Source organism: Cellvibrio sp. (genome assembly GCF_039207905.1).
In the GTDB taxonomy this organism is placed as follows: Bacteria; Pseudomonadota; Gammaproteobacteria; order Pseudomonadales; family Cellvibrionaceae; genus Cellvibrio.
Genome location: NZ_JBCECX010000043.1, coordinates 22164 through 42236, shown reverse-complemented (window position 1 = coordinate 42236; position 20073 = coordinate 22164). Strand labels below are relative to the sequence as shown.

Here is a 20073-nt window from a genome sequence, read left to right as displayed (position 1 = left end):
CAAATGACCTGTAATGACCTGAATCAATTACAACAAAATCTGAAAAATCAAAAACTACAGATTACCTTACCCAAACAATGCGCAGGTTAAAGCGCATTGCATAAGTAAAACGGGGGTCGCTTTAAACAGCGCCCCGCACAAACATCAAACCAATCGTATTGCGCAATTGATGGACGACACGCATACGCACTGGCTCTGCGTTGATCGCCCCCACGGCCTTTTTGAATTTCACTGACACTTCAGTTCCAACTGGCGGGCAGACCTGATTTTCAATCTGCACCTGTGCACCACCATCAGAAATATCTTTGGCGAAGCCGATAATCGTACCGAAACTCGGGTGGGACATTTCAACACGCACCGAGGTTGAGGTGCGTTCAAATATACGGCGTTCGTTCACTGTTAACTCTCCATAAATTTATTAGCCGTTTTGGCTCTATTAGCACATTTCTTGAGTATAGATACTAATCGCTAAAAATCACTACCAATAAAAAAGGGGCCTAAAGCCCCTTTGCCTGCGCGGATCTACCTATTAAAAGGTCAATCCAAGGCGCTGGCCGACCATCTCGTAAGACTCGACAACATTGCCGAGGTTCTGACGGAAACGGTCTTTATCCAATTTCTCACGGGTGTCTTTATCCCACAAACGGCAGCCATCAGGTGAGAACTCGTCCCCAAGAATGACTTCGCCTTTGTGCAGGCCGAATTCCACTTTGAAATCCACCAACAGCATATTGCCTGATGCAAACAAATCCTTCAGCACCGCATTGATCTTGAAGGTCAGTTCTTTCATGCGCGCCAACTGTTCTGGAGTCGCCCAACCAAATGATTGCACGTGAGACTCATTGACCATTGGATCACCCAATGCATCGTTCTTCAGGAAGAGTTCAAATGTTGGTGGATTAAGTTCCAGACCTTCTTGCACGCCCAGACGACGCACCAGAGAACCGGCCGCAAGGTTGCGCACTACGCACTCTACCGGAATCATCTGCATGGTTTTAACCAGCACTTCAGTATCCGACAACAGCTTCACGAAGTGGGTAGGAACGCCCGCTTCTTGCAATTTGCCCATGATGAACGCGTTGAACTTGTTGTTCACCATACCTTTGCGATCAAGCTGCTCGATACGCTTGCCATCAAAGGCTGAGGTATCGTTGCGGAACAACATGATCACGTGATCGGGATCGTCAGTTTTGTAGATGGATTTGGCTTTGCCAGCGTAGAGTTGTTCGCGCTTTTCCATTGATAGGCCTGCTATTCGAAAGTAAAAATAATGAAACAGATTTTTAAGAAGCTGTACTTTAGAAGCTACAGTCAGGAAACCGATAACCAGTCAAAACCCTGGTTTTGACACGCAAAAGTCACTTGTCTGACCTCGGCCGTGACAGGTGCCAAAGCGGCTTGCGCCAACTCCAGCGAATTATTTTGTTGGCTGATATGTGCCACCACCAAATGCTGCAAACGCGCACAATTCAGGCGTTGCAAAAATCCCGCCGCCTGCTGGTTGCTCAAGTGTCCCCATAGCCCGCCCACCCGCTGCTTTAACGATGGTGGATATGCACCTGAAGCCAGCATCACCGGATCATGGTTCGCTTCCAGAACCATTGCATCCAGATCCTGAAAATGGGCTTCCACATGAGCGGTAATACTGCCCAGATCCGTTAATACACCTAGACGCAAGCCCGCATATTCAAATACAAACTGCGTCGGCTCACGTGCATCGTGCGGCACCGCCACCGGCGTTACCAGCAGATCATTCAACACAAATGGAGCATAGGCTTCGATCAAACGCAGATCCGGCAGCTCACCCAAATTGCGGCTGTTGTAAGTGCCGGGAGTCATATACACCGGCAAATTGTAGCGCCGGGCGAGCGCAGCAACACCTTTGATGTGATCAGTATGCTCGTGGGTAACTAATATCGCCGTCAGCTCTTCAGCGCAGCACCCCAAGCGCTCCAGCCGCTGGATCGCCTCGCGTACACTAAAGCCGCAATCGATCAACAGCCTGCCTGCGCTCCACTCAACCAAGGTAGCGTTGCCGCGGCTACCACTACCCAAGGATGCAAAGCGGAGCGGAGCCTGCATTTAGATCAGGTTTCTACGCAATATTGTCAGCAGTTCACGTGCTTCGTGTGGGGTCAAACGCTTGCCGTAAGGATCGCGGACACGCACCACAAAATTACCTTCAGTTCCGGTTACTACAATCAGATAACCAGGTGCATCAGGCAGAACTTTCTCTTCATCACGATCTGAACGCGGAGCCTTCTCGAATGCATCACCGGTCAGCATATTGGTACTGATTTGTGCCAATGAATACTTACTGGTAGGTGGCTTTGGATTCAGACCTATGTGGAAAGTACGTCTGAACCAACCCGGCTTGGCATCTTCCGGATCAATGTATTGAACATAGAACAGACCAGCTTCAGTGTCAGATTCAAAGGTAGTGAAACCGTCTTGTTTGGCAGCGTAGGTCAAAGTAGCAAAGGTACGCTGGCGATCCAGTTTGATCGTCATCAACGGCTCATTACCTGCCACACCCAGATTCGCTTTTACCGAACCACCAATGGTCTGCGCGAGCAGCGAGGTGCCACCTTCTGCGGTTTCGCTTGCAAGAGTCGCTGCCAATTCATCCAACATCCATTTTTCGCGCTCAGGGTTTACCGAGCGACGCGGCCAGCCCATATCAGCAGCGGGCTTTTCAGCAACCGGCACACTCATGTGGGTGATATGGATTTCAGTTGTCTCAGGTTGTACACCCTGATCGATCTGCAAACGGTAGCGATCGTAAGTCGACAAATCGGTTTTGAATTGCAACCAGCTGGTCTCGATAATGCCTTTACTGATATCGGCTTTGCTAACCGCCAAAGTATTCACATTGAGGAAGTTGCGAATACGCGGCCAGACTTCACCCGGAGCGGCGTTCAACAGAATCCAGCTCTCGCCACCTACACGCTGAATCTTGACGTTTTCCTGCTCCAAATTTGCCGAAAGCGGCATAGGACGCGGAACTTCATAAGCATCTGCAGTTGGATCAAAACCGAAGTCAGTCGCGGTAATGGGCGGAATGGGGTAAAGCTCACCCATGGTTTCCGATTTTTTACCGGCCGGTAAAACCAGCGGAGGAATATTGTCTGCTTTGAGATAATCACCTTCGCGGTTGCGGAACGGGCCGTTTTCGCCAAAAAACATACCGCAGCCAGAAAGTGAAACCGTCAGGCTGGCAACCATTAGCATCAAAAAAGGACGCTTGATCGACAGCAAAGGAGTTGTTGTTATGGTCATTGCTTTAATTGGACTCATGAATCATCTCATCGACAACATGCAAAGGACGGTGGATTAAATACCGGCAGCTTGCATCGCTGTTTTAACCTGTTGGTGATACTGCTCCGACAAACGCGTCAGCGGCAGGCGAATTCCCGATTGAATCAAACCCAATTGTTCCACTGCCCATTTCACCGGGATCGGATTGGATTCAACAAACATGCCGGTATGCAGAGGCAGCAAACGCTCATTAATCGCACGCGCTTCCGCCGCATTACCAGCCAGCGCCAATTCACACATACGTGCAATGGCCGCAGGTACGACATTCGCCGTGACAGAAATATCCCCTTTGCCCCCTAAAAGAATTAAATCGACTGCAGTTGCGTCGTCGCCAGAGATGATAGCGAAGTCGGCTGGAGCCTGATCAATCAACAATTTAGCGCGCTCAAGGTCACCAGTAGCTTCTTTAATGCCGATAATATTTGCCACTTTGGCAAGGCGCAGTGCTGTTTCCGGTTTCATATCAACACCGGTACGACCAGGTACGTTGTACAGGAACTGCGGGATCGCAACCGCTTGGGCAATATGAGCATGGTGCAAAAACAAACCTTCCTGAGTCGGTTTGTTGTAGTAAGGAGTCACAAGCAGACAGGCATCAACGCCCGCATCTTTTGCGGCTTGGGTTAGCTCAACTGCTTCAGAGGTAGAGTTAGCACCGGTACCGGCGATCACCGGAATACGGCCATTAACTTGATCGACCACTTTTTTAATAACCGCCAAATGCTCATTCACATTCAGGGTTGCCGACTCACCAGTGGTACCCACAGCCACTATGGCATGTGTACCCTGCTCAAGATGCCAGTCCACCAACTTATGCAGCGCAGCCCAATCGAGGGAATTGTCGGCATTCATCGGGGTAACCAGGGCAACCATACTGCCTTGAATCATCTAGAGCTCCATTAGCTAGCGAAATAAGTAGCGATAAAAGTTGGGAAATTAGGGCGATCAAATAACGAAAGGCGCCATGGTACTGAGTGGGGCCAGACGAAACAAGCAAAACACCATCAAGAGTTAGCGAATACTTATTTTTTAAAATCGAGCATGCGCTGCAGCGGAATCATCGCCCGCCTGCCCAACTCGGGATCGACATGGATTTCGTTATCGCTCTGCTCAAAAACGGTCGCCAAATTGTCCAATACATTCATCGCCATCCAAGGGCAGTTGGCGCATGAACGACAGGTTGCACCGCTACCCGCAGTAGGCGCGATATGGAAAATCTTATCGGGATTGACCTGCTGCATCTTGTAGAAAATGCCCTGGTCAGTCGCCACGATAAACTCGCGGTTTGGCAGGGTTTGCGCAGCCTTGATCAGCTGCGAGGTGGAACCCACCACATCTGCCAAATCAACCACTGATTTGGGCGATTCCGGGTGCACAAGAACAGCAGCATCCGGGTACAGAATTTTAAGATCCTCAACCCCTTTCGCTTTGAACTCTTCGTGAACGATACAAGCACCGTCCCACAAAAGGACATCAGCGCCGGTTTTTTGCTGCACATAAGCGCCGAGGTGTTTGTCCGGTGCCCAGAGGATTTTTTTGCCTTGGCGATCGAGGTAATCGACCACATCCAACGCGATACTGGAGGTCACCACCCAATCCGCACGCGCTTTTACGGCGGCAGAGGTATTAGCGTAAACCACCACAGTGCGGTCAGGATGCTGATCGCAGAAAGCCGAGAATTCATCGATAGGGCAACCCAGATCCAGCGAACAAGTCGCTTCAAGGGTTGGCATAAGTACGCGCTTTTCTGGTGTGAGGATTTTGGCGGTCTCACCCATGAACTTTACGCCGGCCACGATCAGGGTATCGGCAGAGTGATTTTTGCCGAAACGCGCCATCTCCAACGAATCGGAAACACAGCCACCGGTTTCTTCCGCCAAAGCTTGAATCAGGGGGTCAGTGTAATAGTGGGCAACCAACACCGCGTTGTGCTGCTTGAGCAGGGATTTAATGCGGGCTTTGTAGTCAGCCTCTTGCTCAGGCGTGTATTGGGGGGCACTCCACACACGGGCAAGATGTTGTTTGACGAGATCTTCAGCGGCGGTATCGCGCGCAGCCAGATTCAAAAATTCAGACATGTAATCGCCTCACTCAAGCTCACTCGCAGTCGCGAGCGGAAATATGCACGCAATTTTATCACAGAGCCGCATCGGGATTGGCGGTTAAATAAAACCCCAATACTGAATCGATGCTAATTTCGCCCAATAAAAAAGGGCGCTTTAATAAGCGCCCTTTTTCAATTCACTACAAAATATGGTGGGTCGTGCTGGATTCGAACCAGCGACCAATTGGTTAAAAGCCAACTGCTCTACCGACTGAGCTAACGACCCTAAATGCGAGGCGCGTATAATAATGTTTCAGCCTGAAAAAACAAGCCTTTTTTGCGAAATAAAGCACATTGATTATTCCACAAAGAATAATTGGTTATTAAAGAGCCTTTTTGTTAACTTTATCAACACATAACCCATGGCCCACGGAGCGGGTATTACGGATTTTGCGGAAGGAAAAAACTTTCACGACGACGGCGTCAAATCTAACCTATTCTTAGAGTGCTTCTTAATACCTGATGAGGTACCCAGGCTCAGAAGTGTTGTACTGGAATAGTTATAGGATTGATTGTCCTAGTCGATAATGAGACCGACGCATGCTTTTTGCCTCACCCGCGGAAGGAATTTCGAAGCCCACATCACTCAGGCTCGCTCAATTTCTGATGGTATTTCTGGCCTACAGCCTCACCGGCTGGTTAGGCATATGCGTGCCGTTTGAAAGCGACCGCGTTACCCTTTTCTGGTTACCCAGTGGTATTGCGCTAGCGGCGTTTTATCGCTGGTCGCCGCGTTTGTGGCCCGCTGTTTTTGCAGCAGCCTTGAGCATACAGATTTACAGCGGCGCAACACTGCCGATTAATCTCTTACTTGCGGCAGGCAATACGCTTTCACCACTTTTTGTAATCTGGTTGCTGCGACGCGCGCACTGCAATATCACCCAACTCGACCGCGCCAACACCATAAGCTTCCTATTACTCGGCGCACTGGGGATGCTGATATCCGCCGGCATCGGCGGTTTTGCACTCAATCATTACAACAAGGGCTCTCTGGAAGAAGGTTTATACACCGCTCTGATTTGGTGGATGGGCGATAGCCTCGGCGTATTCCTCGCAACGCCTTTGCTCGTCAATTTCAACCGCGCCAGCCTTGATAAAGTATTGAACCGCAAATTGGATTTTTTTGTCGTCGCAGCAGTGAGCTTTGCCGTTGGCCTCTGTTGTTTCCCGCTCAACAATTTTGATAACAACATTCATTTACCAATTGTGTTTACCAGTTTTGTCTGCGTTGCTTGGGCCGCACTTTCATTCGGTCTATTGGGCTGCGCATTTACCACGATTGGTTTTAGCTTTCTCGCCATCTGGTCAACCGTGAACCAGCTCGGTCCATTTTCACTGCCCTCGCAACAGGTGAGTTATTGGGTGATATGGATTTATTCCGCCAGCATGACAATCCTGGGTTTGATGATCACCGCAGCGCACACCGAAATTGCCACCGCGACGCTTCAACTCGGCGAATCAAACCAGGAACAGGAAAAACAAAAGAAGCATCTCGAAGCTGTTTTGCACGCGATTCCTGATTTACTGTTTGAAATTGATCGACAAGGCCATGTGCTTGCTTTTAACGGCGCCAATGAGCATCACACGCTTTCTGCCGCCGATGTGCTGGGCAAAAACCTGTCCGAAACTCTCGCCTCCACATCGGTATCGGTATGGATGAGTGCATTAAGTGAGGCCGATAATTGGGGCATATCCCAAGGCAAAAGTATTCGTATCACCCAAGGCGACAGCACTTTTTGGTACGAGCTTTCTATCGCCAAATTAGGTGGAGCTCGGCGCGAAGATGACCGTTTTATTTGCCTCGCACGCGACATCACCAAACGTGTTCACACTCACCAAACCGACTTGGAAAACGAACAGCGTTTCCGCAATATTTTTGAAACCACGCGCAACATTGCCGTACAAGGTTACAACCGTTTCCATGAAGTGATTTTCTGGAACAAAGCCAGTGAAGATCTCTATGGCTTCACCGCCGCTGATGCAATGGGGAAAAAACTGGAAGACCTGATTATCCCCGGTTTTATGCGCGAGGGAGTGCATCAGGGCATTGAAGACTGGCATGAAAAAGATATCGCCATTCCTTCCGGCGAACTCGCATTACAACATGCAAACGGCAGTGAAGTCTGGGTCTATTCCAATCATGTATTGATCGACACTCCCGACCACAAGGAAATGTATTGCCTCGATATCGACCTTGGTCCACAGCGCAAAGCGCTACTGCAAGCTGAACAGGAGCTGGGCGAACGCAAACTAATTGAAGATGCGCTGCGCCAAAGTGAACAGCGTCTGGAAAGCGCGCAAGTAATGGCGCGCGTTGCGCACTGGAGTTGGAATCCACACTCAGATGAATACAGTTTCGGCACATCCATGCGTGAACTCTTCGCGCTGCCTGCTGAATATTTACATGCAAAGATGAATGATTTTGTCAGCCTCTTTATTCATGCGGATGATCGCGAGCTGATGCTCAACACGCTTGCTGACAGCCTGCGTTACCACAAGCCGTTAATGCTGGAAACCCGTATTGAAATTAACGGGCAAAAATTTTGGCTGCAATTACAAGGCGACACTATCGAGGTCAATGACAGCACTATCTTGCAAGGAACAATCCAGGATATTACTGAGCGTAAGGGGTTAGATTTAGCGCTTGCTGCAGCCGCGTCCGATGCAGCATCCGCATCAGATTTCTTTATCACTATCCTCAATGCGCTGTCTGATGCAATTGGTGCACAGCACGCCGTGATCAGCTTGATTGACCCCGAAAATCCCAATGAAGTATTCACTCACACTTATTTAAAAGATGGGCAACTGCAACCCAATATCCGCTACTCATTAGCGGGTACGCCGTGCAATGATGTAATGGAAGAAAACCTGTGTTTTATGAGCACCGGTGCACGCGAGCGATATCCGCAAGACGAATTGCTAGTCCAGTACAACATTGATAGTTACCTGGGCGTCGGTATCAAAAACGCGCAGGGGAAACCGATTGGTATTCTGGTGTTGTTGGGCGAGCATCCGCTGCCTATTTCACCGCAAATCAGTTCGCTATTACTTATTTTTGCTGATCGCATTGGCGGTGAATTGCGTCGCGCACAAGATCAGGAAAAAATTTATAACCTTGCATTTTTCGATCCACTCACCCGCCTGCCGAACAGACGTATGCTGCAGGATCGCCTTAAATTATTAACCGCACAAAGCGCACGTACTGATCAACACGGCGCGCTGCTGTTTATCGATATCGACCATTTCAAATTGCTGAACGATACACGCGGCCATCACATTGGCGACCAATTGTTGGTGCAAGTTGCTGAGCGTATTAACAGCATTATCCGCACCACCGATCTAGCCGCGCGCCTGGGTGGCGACGAGTTTGTGGTGGTGTTTGATAATCTGGGCAATAACGCCGAAACCGCAGCGATGGAGGCGAAAAAGCGCGCAGAAGAATTGCACGATTTGATCAACCTACCCTACCCGTTACAGCAATCGGTTTTTCACTGTACGATTAGTATTGGCGTAAATTTATTTAAAGGCCAAACACGTACCATCGATGATTTGTTACGCCATGCCGATGTTGCCATGTATCAAGCCAAAGACAGCGGCCGCAATGCGATCCGCTTTTTTGACCCGGATATGCAATCGCATTTGGAAAAACGTGCCGCTATCGAAGCTGATTTGCGTATCGCCTACGAATCACACAACCAACTTGCCCCCTACTATCAGGTACAAACGGACAGCAACGGCAAAGCAATAGGCGCAGAATTATTGCTGCGTTGGAAACATCCCGAAAATGGCATGATCTCGCCCGCTGAATTTATTCCGGTGGCAGAGCAAACCGGACTCATTATTTCGATTGGCAAACAAGTGATTCGCCAAGCTTGTGAGCAGCTACACGCATGGAGCCAAAAACCCGGATTTGCACATTTAAGTGTGGCGGTGAATGTCAGCCCTATTCAATTTAACCAATCTCACTTTGTGGAAGATGTGTTGCACATTGTTGGCGAGAACAACATCAATCCAAAATTGTTGAAGCTTGAACTAACTGAAAGTTCGCTGTTAAAGAATGTCGATCAAAGCATCGAAAAAATGCAGCAATTGCAAAATGCCGGCATCGGCTTTTCCATGGATGACTTTGGTATTGGCTATTCTTCACTGTCATATCTTAAGCGTTTACCGCTCGATCAATTAAAAATCGATCAAACCTTTGTACGCGATATTGCGATTGATCCGAATGATGCAATTATCACGCGCACCATTATTGCGATGGCGCAAAACATGAATTTGCAGGTGATAGCGGAAGGCGTTGAAACAGAAGCGCAGAAAAACTTCCTGGAACAGAACGGTTGTTCAATGTTCCAGGGTTACTTTTTTGGCAGGCCGGTAGCTGTCGCTGAATTTGAACAGCAATTGGTAGAGCGGAATTATTTATAGAAAGTAAAAACCTGAAATCAAACTCAAGCCTGATAATGGGTAGGGTCAGCAATCCCCGCTTGCACAAAACCTTGCTTGCGCAGACGACAGCTATCGCATTTACCACAGGCTTCGCCCTGGTCGTTCGCTTGGTAGCAAGAAACAGTCAGACCGTAGTCCACTCCCAACTTCACGCCCAATTGCACAATTTCCGCCTTGCTTAAATGGATCAGCGGAGTGCGGATATGCAACTTATTACCTTCAGCACCAGCACGAGTAGCGAGATTTGCCATAGTTTCATAAGCGGCAATATATTCTGGGCGGCAATCGGGATAACCAGAAAAATCCACCGCATTAACACCGATAAAAATATCATCGCTACCCAACACTTCAGCCCATCCCAACGCAATCGATAAAAATACGGTGTTCCGCGCTGGAACATAAGTAACAGGAATTCCGCCGGTTTCTTCTTCCGGTACATCAATCGCATCATCGGTTAACGCCGAACCGCCAATTGAACGCAAATCCAATTTAATCACTTTATGCTCAACTGCGCCCATGGCTTTTGCAGTGCGCTCCGCCGCCAGCAATTCTGAGCGATGGCGTTGGCCATAATCAAAACTCATTGAATAACAGGCATAACCTTCACTGCGCGCTATCGCCAACACTGTGGTGGAATCAAGGCCACCCGACACGAGTACTACGGCTTTTTTTTGCGACATAACCACTACCAACAGAAATGAAATTTAAAAAAGACAGGCAACTAAAAAATAGAATCTGCTATCAATGAACAAGAGCATTAATGACCGGGAGCATCGTTCCAAAGAATTTTGTGCAGCTGTAATTGGAAACGCACCGGAAGATTATCCGCAAGAATCCACTCCGCCAATTCCAGCGGCGTCACATCACCGAACGCGGGCGAGAACAGCACATTCGACACTTTTTCAGTGAGTTGATGCTCGTCCAATTTGAAACGCGCCCACTCGTAATCAGCGCGATTACAGATAACAAACTTGATTTGATCCTGCTGTCTAAGCAGCGGAATATTTTCCCAGCGATTACGCCCCACCTCACCTGAACCGGGCGTTTTCAAATCGACAACTTTAATCACCCGCGGATCAACGTTATCGACCGGCAGCGCACCGCTGGTTTCCAGCGACACGCTATATCCCACATCGCAGAGCGCCGTCAGCAGCGTCAGGCACTCACGCTGGGCAAGCGGCTCACCGCCGGTCACACAAATATAGCGCGGATTAAAACTGGCAACTTTGGCGAGGATCGCATCGAGCGACATACGCTCACCGCCATAAAATGCATACTCGGAATCACAATAACCACAGCGTAGCGGGCAACCAGTAAGGCGCACAAATACTGTCGGCAAACCAACAGTTGTGGACTCGCCCTGCAGCGAATAGAAGATCTCGGTAATTTTTAAACTAGCTTGGGTCATGTGGATTGGACGTTGTGTAGCCAGGAAAATCGGACAGCGACGACTTGAAACCAGGTTCAAATTGCCGCACTTAATGCTTAATGCCGGGCGCTGGAAATGCAGGCGCGGTTGAAAGACGCGCAGTTTACCTAAAGGCGCCCCGCGATGCGAGGCAATCCGCCCAGCGATTTGCCCTGTCGCCGCCAGCGCTGGTATGCTGGCAGATCGCGCTTTTTGTCAGAATTACCTTTTTACTACTATCAACCAGCTTTGTAATCAATGATCAAACCGACCAAAACCCGCCGCCAAATGCATCAGGAACTGGAGCAACAAGTCCAGGAGTTCCTGCATAAGGGTGGGCAGGTGAACGAAGTACCGCGCGGTTTGAGTGGTCGCCCCGATGCAAACGGGCCATTGATCAGTATTTTTGACGGTACCAGTCAGGAAGATCGCACCCCGTTGCCCGAGGTTGTCGCGGCAATCGAAGCACGTAAAAAGCCGCAACTGGCACTCAAACCCAAAAAGCCGCGCCCGCGAAAAAAGGTCATCCTCGATGATTTTGGTCAACCACTGCGCTGGGAATGGGTTGAGGAATAACCGCCAATTACGCGGGTTCTGCAACCTTTTCGTTACGCTTCACTCCATGTACTACCGTAGTATTGCGCCCGCGGCGCTTGGCCTCATAAAGTGCATTATCTGCCGCGCGAAACCAGCCAGCGTAGTCCGTAAACCCGTTTTCCCAAGTGGCCACGCCCAAACTGATTGTGCAGCGCAACGCCTGCTGATGCTCAAGATCCTGCTCACAGAAACAGGCTTGGGCAATCACCTGGCGCAAACGCTCTGCCGTCGCCGCTGCCGCCTCTCGCCCGGTATTAGGCAATAGCAGCGCGAACTCCTCACCACCGTAGCGCCCCAACAACTCAGCTCCGCGCAGATTGGTTTGTAGCTGACGGGAAATTTGCTGCAAGACCAGATCGCCCACACTATGCCCGTGGGTGTCATTGATAGATTTGAAATGATCCACATCCAGCAGCACCATCGATAACGGCTGCGGGTGGCGGCGCGCCTGGGCAATCAAATCATTTACCCGGCTCTCCCAGTAATGGCGATTGAACAGCCCGGTCAGGCCATCGGTACGGCTCAACTGCTGCAGTAATTCTTTCTGTTTATGGAGCTGGATAGCCAGACGATAAGTGATAGAACCAATCGCCAGCGGATAAGCCACCAGCATCGGTAAACAGGCATAAATTAACCAGTCACTCATCTCCAAACGGGGATGAAAGCCGATCAACAATAGGCCTACCAGCAGGCCAATCAGACTGGTTCCGACACTTCGGATAAACAGCTTCAAGCCGCCAGCGGCAATGTTGTCCATCCACATCATCATAATGACCATGCAGCTGGTGAGCGGACTAAAACTCATGGCGACGACCCAAAAACCGCCGGTCGCACTATCTATAAGTAGGTGACGATGTTCAGCCAAAAAAGGATTTTTACTACGGATAGCAATCAGATAGGCGATATGCGGCCAGACAAAACCGTTGAGTACCAAAAGCACCCAGTATCCCCAGTGCACCTGATGCGTGTAGAGCACCGCAGCAATTGCCATCGCGCCCATGCCCATACCCAAAGTACGCGCAGGATAAACTCGCTTAACAAAACTGATGCCGCGCCGGGAATCTTTACTCTTGATCAATCACAATTGCCTGTTCAACAAAACTACGAGAGGAAACGCCTTAAGATTAGAGTATTTTGGCGCCAAATAAAGCCTGAGCGCATACTTTTTACGCGTAAATAGAAAAATATCATCAACAAACCCATGGCAATAAAAAAGCCGCCCAGGGTGAGTCGGGCGGCTTCAGATTAATGTAAAGATAATTCCTTACAGCCAGTCTTTACGCTTGAAGTACCAATAAGGAAGGATCGCCGACAACAACATCAGCGCCACCGCAACCGCAAAACCGTATTTCCAATGGCTGTGCGGGATAAACTCAAAGTTCATCCCGTAGGCACTGGCAACCACCGTCGGCGGCAGGAATACCATGGCGGCGATGGAGAAAATCTTGATAATCTGGTTCTGCTCAATATTGATGAAACCCTGGGTCGAGTCCATCAAGAAGTTGATTTTGTCGAACAGGAAGGCGGTGTGCGACATCAATGTGTCCACGTCGCGCTTGATCTCACGCGCCGTTTCCTGCAATTCAAAGGTTTCGCGCAGGTGGCGCTGCAAGAAGGAAATCGAGCGCTGGGTATCCATCAAACACAGGCGAATCTTTCCGTTACTGTCTTCCAGCTTGGCGAGTTGATCGATGGCATCTTCCAGTTCGGCGTCCGCATCCTCCAACACCATATGGCTGACTTCTTCGAGTTTGCGATGAATATCTTCGAGGGCATCGGCGAGATTTTCCACTTTCTGCTCGAACATAGTGACCAGCAAATCCTGGGATGACGCCACTTGCACCTGACCAGCACGCGCGCGCATACGCAGCAAACGAAAGTCAGCAAGGTCGCCATCGCGCACGGTAATCAACCGTTTTTCTTGCAGGATGAACGCCACAGTAGCGGTACTGTGACGACCGGATTCGCCGGGTGCGAGGAATAATGAGTGAACGTGGATACCGACGTTATCCTGAAAGTAACGCGCTGAGAATTCGATCTCCTCTACATCGTCAGACTCAGGCAACTCCGCGCGCAAGAAGGTATTCAGCTCCTCACGCTCCTCGTCACTGGGCTCGTTAGCATCGATCCAGAGCGCATTGCCCAACTCCAACCGGGTATTTTCGTCCGGCTGTTTGTCTTCGCGCAGGGTATTACCTTGAATTTTAAACATTCTCAACATAAGTGTTTATCTCCTGCAGCTTCAAGGTTTACGGTGGATCCCACTGATTTGGCGGCTTTATAGCATAGGCCAAATAAACTTAACCTATTTTATTAAGTTTTCACGGTAAATTGTTCTTTGGAAAGCCTCAAACGGACAAATTGAAAGGCTTCTGCTAAGGTTAACCAGCCCCATTAAGAGCCATAATTATGCAAATTCGACAGGTGTCCGCCGCGCTGGATCTCAAACTCTCCCAGCTGGACCAACAATTAAAGAAGCTGGAACAAGAGCGAAGCCATCCAGACAATAACGGTTCCAACGCGCAAATCGATCAGGATATCCTGGCACTGCAAAAGATTCGCACCAAACTGGTAAAGTCCAAAGAGATCGCCTGGCGTGCCCACCAACTGCAAAGTGAGGGCGATGAACAACAGCGCGCCCGCCAGCGGTTAATTGGCTTATCGCTCTGTGCAATCAGTGTGATAGGTGCGGGGATTTTATTGCTGTTAGTGCTAACTAACTAAAATAACAACGATGTGCCGATTCCCAGCGGGTATCGGCACACACGGGAATTAGCCGGCAACAGCGGCGTCGATCAACGGCTTCAACTCACCTTTCTCATTCATCTCGGTGATGATATCGCAACCGCCAATCAACTCGCCCTTCACCCACAGCTGTGGGAAAGTTGGCCAGTTGGCGTACTTGGGCAGTTCAGAACGGATGTCCGGGTTGCTCAAAATATCTACATAAGCAAAACGCTGGCCGCAGGCCATCAAGGCTTGCGATGCGCGCATGGAAAAACCACATTGCGGCGCGCTCGGTGAACCTTTCATATACAGGATCACGTCGTTTTCGCTGATTTGTTGTTTAATCGTATCTAACACGTCCATCTTTACTACCTCGATATTCAATAGGGGATCTTCACACAGGGCTACACAAAGGACTAAATGGGGTCAATTTGGATAAGGTCAACAGAATAAGATCATCCATATCCGAGTATTTTGCTCAAGTATTGCCATTTTACCCCAGCCAGCCCCCGCAGGCCAATCGCGTGCGATTGCCAAAAGGTAGATTTTGCATATCCTGTTACCTGTTAGTCCGTAATCACTTAACTGTTTAAGGGTTGTTCAAGACTGTGAAGTTTAATCTGCGTATCCAAGTATTTTTGGCCTTTGCCTGTTTCGCTGTGCTGCTTACCGGCGGTTTATTTTTATTTTCGCGCATGAGTTTTGAGCGCGGCTTTAACCATTACATGGAGCAAAAAGAAGCTGCACGCAATGCACGTTTAATCAGCGCGCTGGAGCGGCATTACACCTACAACGGCAATTGGGATGCATTTAAATCCAATCAGCAATATTGGGAATTATTTGTGTGGCAATACAGTGTGAATGTGCGTCAACGCAACGAGCGCCCAATTCCCTTTCCCTTCCCGCCCGAATTGGATACGCGTTTTAACAATGATGACAACGACAATGATCGCAATCCTATTTTGATGCGCCGGGACACTCAGGAATCGCGCCGCGATGATCGTCGCGAAGCCGCGCAGCCCGATGATTTTTTGCGGCATCAACCCTACAAGCGTTTTATTTTGCTCAACCAGAAAAAGAAAGTGGTCAGCGGAAAAAAATGGCGCAATGAAGTTTATTTCTACAGCGACTTATATATCACTGAAGATGGCAAACAAAAGTTAGCCGGCTTTCTGGGCACACCGATGAACCCGGCGCTGCGCGATCTGCGCGACAACGAATTCGCCAAGCGCCAGCAAAATCATTTTTTAGTCATGGCGATGGTTGCCTTGGCAATCGCATTGGCCTGTGCAATTCCTATGTCGTACTTGCTAACCCAGCGCGTTAAAAAACTGGCGCAACATGTACAACTGCTTAGCAAAGGCGATTATCAACAGCGACTCTCAACCAAAGGGCAAGATGAAATTTCTACGCTTGCCGAACATCTCAATCATTTGGCGCACACGCTTAACCAAACCGAAGAGTCACGCAAACGTTGGGTTGCCGATATTTCCCACGAATTGCGCACGCCACTTGCTGTACTCAAAGCTGATTTGGAAGCACTTGAAGACGGCGTAAGAAAATTTGATGCAAAAGCCATCGCACGTTTGCAAAAACACGCCACCCGACTTGCAAGTTTGGTGAATGACTTATACCAGCTATCGCTGACCGATATAGGTGCGATGAGCTATCGCAAACAAGAGTGTGATATCGCCGAATTACTCGGGGAATTAAGTATTTCCTTACAAGACAAGCTCAACCAATCAGGCTTGGAGCTGGACATTCAATTGCCATCCACACCAACCATCCTGTTTGCAGATGCAGAACGTTTGCATCAACTGTTATTAAATTTATTCAATAACAGTATCAACTACACAGAAGCGCCCGGAAAAACTCACGCGCAGCTAAGGGTAGATGAACAACAAGCCATTTTTGTGATCGAAGATTCAGCGCCGGGAGTTGATCCGGAATTGCATGAAAAATTATTTGAACGTTTATACCGCGCGGAATCATCGCGCAGCCGCGAGACTGGCGGCGCCGGTTTAGGATTAAGTATTTGCCGCAACATAGTCGATGCACATGGTGGACGTATCACCATCGAGAATAGCGATTTGGGCGGCCTGAAAATTTCCGTTTATTTACCACTACAGGAATCTGCATGAATATTTTAATTGTTGAAGATGAAGTCGATCTCGGGGAAATCCTGCAAGATTATCTGATCAGCGAAAACTTTACTGCCACATTAGTGAGCGATGGTGAAGAAGCCCTGCAAAAAATCCTGACCGAAAAATGGGATTTGGTATTGCTCGATTTAATGCTCCCCAAACGCGATGGCTTAAGCATTTGCCAGGAAGTACGCAAGACTTCGCAGGTGCCGATTATTATGACCACCGCCAAGGTTGAAGAAATTGATCGTCTGATCGGCTTGGAATTGGGTGCCGACGATTATATTTGCAAACCCTTTAGTCCGCGCGAAGTGGTCGCACGGGTAAAAGCGGTGTTGCGTCGCAGCAACAAAAACGAAGAAGCAGGCGATGAAGGTTTACGTCTGGATAAAGAACGTCAATACGCCTGTGTCGGCGATCAGTGTGTTGAATTAACCAGCATTGAATTCCGCATTCTGGAAACACTGCTGCTCAATAAACAGCGAGTTATATCGCGCGATCTTTTATTAAAAAATGCCTACACCGATCACCGCGTGGTGAGTGATAGAACCATGGATTCCCACATCACTAAATTGCGCAAAAAATTACAGCCGATTTGCAATGAAGACATTATTCATTCAGTTTACGGTGTAGGTTACCGCCTGCAAATTTCCTGATCACTATAGGCAACGCAATGCCAGGGAAGGCATTTAATAACAGCGCAACATCCTGCAAAACCACCCTTCATTTCAGTTTCGGATACGCGTTTTTTACACGAAAAACCGACTTGCATAATCTTTCCATAGTTCTTGCTGAATCCTTTCACAATCCCGCACGCATTCATTTTTCATTCAGCTGTCATAGGTTTACAACAACCACGCTGAGAGAAAATCATGTCCAATCCATTACATAAAAACCAACCATCTACTATCGATAATGATCGCCGTCGCACGCTGGGCACCTTGGGTGCATTCGGCCTGATGGGTGCCACCGGTCTGATTAGCTGCGGAGGCGGTTCATCATCCAGTAGCAGTACTGCAAGCAGCGCGGCAAATTCAACAGCAACCAGCACAGCGGCGTCATCAACCGCGGTTGCCAGTTCAGTGAGTAGCACTGCCAGCAGTTCATCCGGCATATGCACATTAATTCCCACCGAAACTATCGGACCATTTCCACTTTCAACCTTATTGGATAATTCCTTGGTGCTGCGCGAAAACATCGCTGAAGATAAAACCGGTGTGCCGCTGCAAGTAAAAATTAAATTGGTCAATGTGAATGACAGCTGTAAACCGGTATCAGCGTATGTGTACATCTGGCATTGCGATAAAGACGGACTTTATTCAGGTTATTCGCAAAGCAACAACGCTGGCCAATCGGGTAAAACTTATTGTCGCGGTGTGCAGTACACAGATACCAACGGTGTTGCCCATTTCACCACTATTTATCCCGGCTGGTACGCAGGCCGCATTACCCACATCCACTTTCAGATTTTTTTAACTAACTACGGCAGCAGCGCGCGGTCTACTGCCATTTCACAAATGGCATTTCCAGCGGAAACAACTACAGCGGTATACAACTCCGCGCTTTATACCAAAGGGCAAAACACATCGGTACGAACCTTTGCAGCAGACAATGTATTTAGTGATGGAGTGGAATATCAATTGGCGACTATCACCGGCAGCGTAACCGATGGTTTAGTCGCAGAATTGGAGGTAGGGATAGCGGTGTAAATATGATCGCTGCTAGGTGCGAAACTCACCTAGCAGCTCATCCAGTTTGGTGATCTCCCGTTCAAGATGTTTATGTGAGCGACTAACTTGCTCACCCGCTTCGTGGTTGCGACGAGCTTGATGCAAAATTGCATTCATGCTGCCGGTAATTTGTTGCATGGAATATTTTTCCTCTTCAGAAGCTCGCTCAATTTGCGAATTCATTTGCTGAATCTGATCCACCGCACTCACGATATTGGAAAAAGCTTGGGAGGTATTCGTAATACGCTCTTTAATCACCAAGGCTTTTTGTTGTGCACCGCCCATTACGTCAACCGCTTTACTTGAACCAGTTGTCAAGTTGGTGATAATCGTTTCAATTGCCTTGGTGGACTCTTGGGTACGCGAAGCAAGACTACGCACTTCATCGGCGACCACCGCAAAACCGCGACCGCTCTCTCCTGCACGCGCCGCCTCAATTGCCGCATTCAACGCTAACAAATTCGTTTGCTCGGCAATACTGCGGATCACCTCCAGCATTGCGCCAATATTGCGACTATCAGCGACCAAAACCGAAATAACTTGTGATGCGTTATTAACTTCTTGCACCACCTCATCGACGCCTTGCTGCGCAGAAGCGACTACGCGACTACCTGCACTGGTTGTCGCCGCCGCTTCAACCGATACCTGATTTGCACGCACTGCGGCATCCACTACTTTATCCAAAGTGCTCGATATTTTTTCAACCGCATTAGCGACTTGGGAAATCTCTTTAAGTTGCGCATCTACTCCTTGCGCAGTTTGGGTAATCGATTGGGTAATTTGTACGCTTGCAGCTGTGAGCGATTGATTGCTTCCTTGCGCCTGACCAATAAGCAGCTGCAACTTTTCCACAAAACGATTAAACGCCTGCGCTAATCGTCCTACCTCGGTATCCTGATGCGCATTCGGTAAGCGCGCAGTCAGATCGCCCGAGCCCGATGCCAGTTCATGCAAATTTTCAGTCACCCTGGATATAGGTTGCACGATCACTCTATTGGCAAACACAAAAATAACACTCGCCATCACAATACTGACAATAAAGGCCGCAAATAATTTTACCGTGGATGACTGTTGCAATTGTTCTACATTACCGGTTTCGCTTTCCACTTTGCCGTCAGCCTCTTCTTCCATTTTTCCAATAAATCCCAACAGCTCGTCCAACTGATTATTGAGCTGGGTATATTCTGCTTCCGCCGGAGTAGTGGCTTGCAATTTAGTAATCAGTGCAGTGCGCGTGCTGTGATAATTATTGAGTAGCTGATCCAACTTGGCCACCGTTGCTTGCTCCATTAAGCCGGACTTTTTCATACGCCCAAGAGCTTCGTTTTCCATCGCAATCGCATCATTTAATATTGGTTGTAATTCCGCTAAAGGTTTTTCATCGTAATAAAGTTTTTGCAATACAATAATTTGCGCTTCCAGCCCAATCTGCCCTTCCATTGCACCATCAGCCGCATTCCATGCAGGCCCGGAAATATAATCGAGCAGCCCGCCCAATTTTTGGCTCGCACTAAACCCAACAAAGGTATTAATACCAATCAAGGCAACAAAGCCAATAATGACCAGCACAACGGATTGCTTAATATTCATTACTACCTC

Annotated in this window: 18 protein-coding genes and 1 tRNA gene; 6 read left to right on the top strand and 13 right to left on the bottom strand. The window is 48.8% G+C overall.

Annotation, left to right across the window (positions count from 1 at the left end):
- Positions 1 to 121: 121 nt before the first annotated feature.
- The 7 genes from AAGC78_RS19185 to AAGC78_RS19155 form a co-directional block, all read right to left on the bottom strand.
- Positions 122 to 397, bottom strand: a complete 276-nt coding sequence (locus tag AAGC78_RS19185; protein WP_435785720.1) for a PilZ domain-containing protein — start codon at positions 395 to 397, stop codon at positions 122 to 124.
- Positions 398 to 529: 132 nt separating this feature from the next.
- Positions 530 to 1240, bottom strand: coding sequence for a phosphoribosylaminoimidazolesuccinocarboxamide synthase (gene purC / locus AAGC78_RS19180; RefSeq protein ID WP_435785719.1), 711 nt, complete (start codon positions 1238 to 1240; stop codon positions 530 to 532).
- Between the two features lie 71 nt (positions 1241 to 1311).
- Positions 1312 to 2082, bottom strand: coding sequence for an MBL fold metallo-hydrolase (locus AAGC78_RS19175; RefSeq protein WP_435785718.1), 771 nt, complete (start codon positions 2080 to 2082; stop codon positions 1312 to 1314).
- Positions 2083 to 3297: an outer membrane protein assembly factor BamC gene (gene bamC, locus AAGC78_RS19170; protein WP_435785717.1), complete on the bottom strand. Its 1215-nt coding sequence runs from the start codon at positions 3295 to 3297 to the stop codon at positions 2083 to 2085. It lies immediately after the preceding gene.
- Between the two features lie 36 nt (positions 3298 to 3333).
- Positions 3334 to 4206 (bottom strand): 4-hydroxy-tetrahydrodipicolinate synthase, encoded by an 873-nt coding sequence (gene dapA / locus AAGC78_RS19165; protein ID WP_435785716.1) that lies wholly within the window; start codon positions 4204 to 4206, stop codon positions 3334 to 3336.
- Positions 4207 to 4340: 134 nt separating this feature from the next.
- Positions 4341 to 5396 (bottom strand): quinolinate synthase NadA, encoded by a 1056-nt coding sequence (gene nadA, locus AAGC78_RS19160; protein ID WP_435785715.1) that lies wholly within the window; start codon positions 5394 to 5396, stop codon positions 4341 to 4343.
- A 176-nt stretch (positions 5397 to 5572) separates the two neighbouring features.
- A tRNA-Lys gene (locus AAGC78_RS19155) sits at positions 5573 to 5648 on the bottom strand.
- A gap of 380 nt (positions 5649 to 6028) precedes the next feature.
- Between AAGC78_RS19155 and AAGC78_RS19150 the strand changes: the two genes are divergently transcribed.
- Positions 6029 to 9847 carry an EAL domain-containing protein gene (locus tag AAGC78_RS19150; RefSeq protein WP_435785714.1) on the top strand — a complete coding sequence of 1273 codons (3819 nt, stop codon included), beginning with the start codon at positions 6029 to 6031 and terminating at the stop codon, positions 9845 to 9847.
- Positions 9848 to 9870: 23 nt separating this feature from the next.
- Here AAGC78_RS19150 and queC read toward each other — a convergent pair whose 3' ends face one another.
- Both queC and queE read right to left on the bottom strand, forming a co-directional pair.
- Positions 9871 to 10548: a 7-cyano-7-deazaguanine synthase QueC gene (gene queC, locus AAGC78_RS19145; RefSeq protein WP_435785713.1), complete on the bottom strand. Its 678-nt coding sequence runs from the start codon at positions 10546 to 10548 to the stop codon at positions 9871 to 9873.
- Between the two features lie 77 nt (positions 10549 to 10625).
- Positions 10626 to 11276 (bottom strand): 7-carboxy-7-deazaguanine synthase QueE, encoded by a 651-nt coding sequence (gene queE / locus AAGC78_RS19140; RefSeq protein ID WP_435785712.1) that lies wholly within the window; start codon positions 11274 to 11276, stop codon positions 10626 to 10628.
- A gap of 258 nt (positions 11277 to 11534) precedes the next feature.
- Here queE and AAGC78_RS19135 point away from each other — a divergent pair, with 258 nt between their 5' ends.
- Positions 11535 to 11852 carry a hypothetical protein gene (locus tag AAGC78_RS19135; protein ID WP_435785711.1) on the top strand — a complete coding sequence of 106 codons (318 nt, stop codon included), beginning with the start codon at positions 11535 to 11537 and terminating at the stop codon, positions 11850 to 11852.
- 7 nt (positions 11853 to 11859) lie between these two features.
- Here AAGC78_RS19135 and AAGC78_RS19130 read toward each other — a convergent pair whose 3' ends face one another.
- Both AAGC78_RS19130 and corA read right to left on the bottom strand, forming a co-directional pair.
- The gene (locus AAGC78_RS19130; RefSeq protein WP_435785710.1) at positions 11860 to 12951 is read right to left on the bottom strand and encodes a diguanylate cyclase; all 1092 of its coding nucleotides are present in this window, start codon (positions 12949 to 12951) and stop codon (positions 11860 to 11862) included.
- Positions 12952 to 13137: 186 nt separating this feature from the next.
- Positions 13138 to 14094, bottom strand: a complete 957-nt coding sequence (corA, locus tag AAGC78_RS19125; RefSeq protein ID WP_435785709.1) for a magnesium/cobalt transporter CorA — start codon at positions 14092 to 14094, stop codon at positions 13138 to 13140.
- Between the two features lie 188 nt (positions 14095 to 14282).
- Here corA and AAGC78_RS19120 point away from each other — a divergent pair, with 188 nt between their 5' ends.
- The gene (locus AAGC78_RS19120) at positions 14283 to 14597 is read left to right on the top strand and encodes a hypothetical protein (RefSeq protein ID WP_435785708.1); all 315 of its coding nucleotides are present in this window, start codon (positions 14283 to 14285) and stop codon (positions 14595 to 14597) included.
- 48 nt (positions 14598 to 14645) lie between these two features.
- Here the strand turns inward: AAGC78_RS19120 and grxD are convergent, their stop codons facing one another.
- Positions 14646 to 14963, bottom strand: coding sequence for a Grx4 family monothiol glutaredoxin (grxD, locus tag AAGC78_RS19115; protein WP_435785707.1), 318 nt, complete (start codon positions 14961 to 14963; stop codon positions 14646 to 14648).
- A 245-nt stretch (positions 14964 to 15208) separates the two neighbouring features.
- Between grxD and AAGC78_RS19110 the strand changes: the two genes are divergently transcribed.
- From AAGC78_RS19110 to AAGC78_RS19100, 3 genes are all read left to right on the top strand, one after another.
- On the top strand, positions 15209 to 16741 hold the full coding sequence (locus AAGC78_RS19110) for an ATP-binding protein (RefSeq protein ID WP_435785706.1): 1533 nt from the start codon (positions 15209 to 15211) through the stop codon (positions 16739 to 16741).
- Entirely contained in the window at positions 16738 to 17400 is a 663-nt protein-coding gene (locus AAGC78_RS19105; RefSeq protein WP_435785705.1) for a response regulator, read from the top strand. The genes AAGC78_RS19110 and AAGC78_RS19105 overlap by 4 nt, the downstream gene beginning before the upstream one ends.
- Positions 17401 to 17616: 216 nt before the next feature.
- Positions 17617 to 18453 carry a protocatechuate dioxygenase gene (locus AAGC78_RS19100; protein WP_435785704.1) on the top strand — a complete coding sequence of 279 codons (837 nt, stop codon included), beginning with the start codon at positions 17617 to 17619 and terminating at the stop codon, positions 18451 to 18453.
- Positions 18454 to 18465: 12 nt separating this feature from the next.
- On the opposite strand, the gene AAGC78_RS19095 is transcribed toward AAGC78_RS19100, so the two are convergent.
- Positions 18466 to 20064, bottom strand: a complete 1599-nt coding sequence (locus tag AAGC78_RS19095; RefSeq protein WP_435785703.1) for a methyl-accepting chemotaxis protein — start codon at positions 20062 to 20064, stop codon at positions 18466 to 18468.
- Between the last annotated feature and the right edge of the window lie 9 nt (positions 20065 to 20073).

Excerpts from the sequence above, each read along its gene's own strand:
- AAGC78_RS19105 (WP_435785705.1), top strand. The coding sequence starts at position 16,738 with ATGAATATTTTAATTGTTGAAGATGAAGTCGATCTCGGGGAAATCCTG.
- nadA (WP_435785715.1), bottom strand. The coding sequence starts at position 5,396 with ATGTCTGAATTTTTGAATCTGGCTGCGCGCGATACCGCCGCTGAAGAT.
- queE (WP_435785712.1), bottom strand. The coding sequence starts at position 11,276 with ATGACCCAAGCTAGTTTAAAAATTACCGAGATCTTCTATTCGCTGCAG.
- AAGC78_RS19120 (WP_435785708.1), top strand. The coding sequence starts at position 14,283 with ATGCAAATTCGACAGGTGTCCGCCGCGCTGGATCTCAAACTCTCCCAG.
- AAGC78_RS19100 (WP_435785704.1), top strand. The coding sequence starts at position 17,617 with ATGTCCAATCCATTACATAAAAACCAACCATCTACTATCGATAATGAT.
- AAGC78_RS19095 (WP_435785703.1), bottom strand. The coding sequence starts at position 20,064 with ATGAATATTAAGCAATCCGTTGTGCTGGTCATTATTGGCTTTGTTGCC.
- AAGC78_RS19150 (WP_435785714.1), top strand. The coding sequence starts at position 6,029 with ATGGTATTTCTGGCCTACAGCCTCACCGGCTGGTTAGGCATATGCGTG.
- dapA (WP_435785716.1), bottom strand. The coding sequence starts at position 4,206 with ATGATTCAAGGCAGTATGGTTGCCCTGGTTACCCCGATGAATGCCGAC.
- AAGC78_RS19175 (WP_435785718.1), bottom strand. The coding sequence starts at position 2,082 with ATGCAGGCTCCGCTCCGCTTTGCATCCTTGGGTAGTGGTAGCCGCGGC.
- corA (WP_435785709.1), bottom strand. The coding sequence starts at position 14,094 with ATGTTGAGAATGTTTAAAATTCAAGGTAATACCCTGCGCGAAGACAAA.
- bamC (WP_435785717.1), bottom strand. The coding sequence starts at position 3,297 with ATGAGTCCAATTAAAGCAATGACCATAACAACAACTCCTTTGCTGTCG.
- AAGC78_RS19135 (WP_435785711.1), top strand. The coding sequence starts at position 11,535 with ATGATCAAACCGACCAAAACCCGCCGCCAAATGCATCAGGAACTGGAG.
- grxD (WP_435785707.1), bottom strand. The coding sequence starts at position 14,963 with ATGGACGTGTTAGATACGATTAAACAACAAATCAGCGAAAACGACGTG.
- queC (WP_435785713.1), bottom strand. The coding sequence starts at position 10,548 with ATGTCGCAAAAAAAAGCCGTAGTACTCGTGTCGGGTGGCCTTGATTCC.
- purC (WP_435785719.1), bottom strand. The coding sequence starts at position 1,240 with ATGGAAAAGCGCGAACAACTCTACGCTGGCAAAGCCAAATCCATCTAC.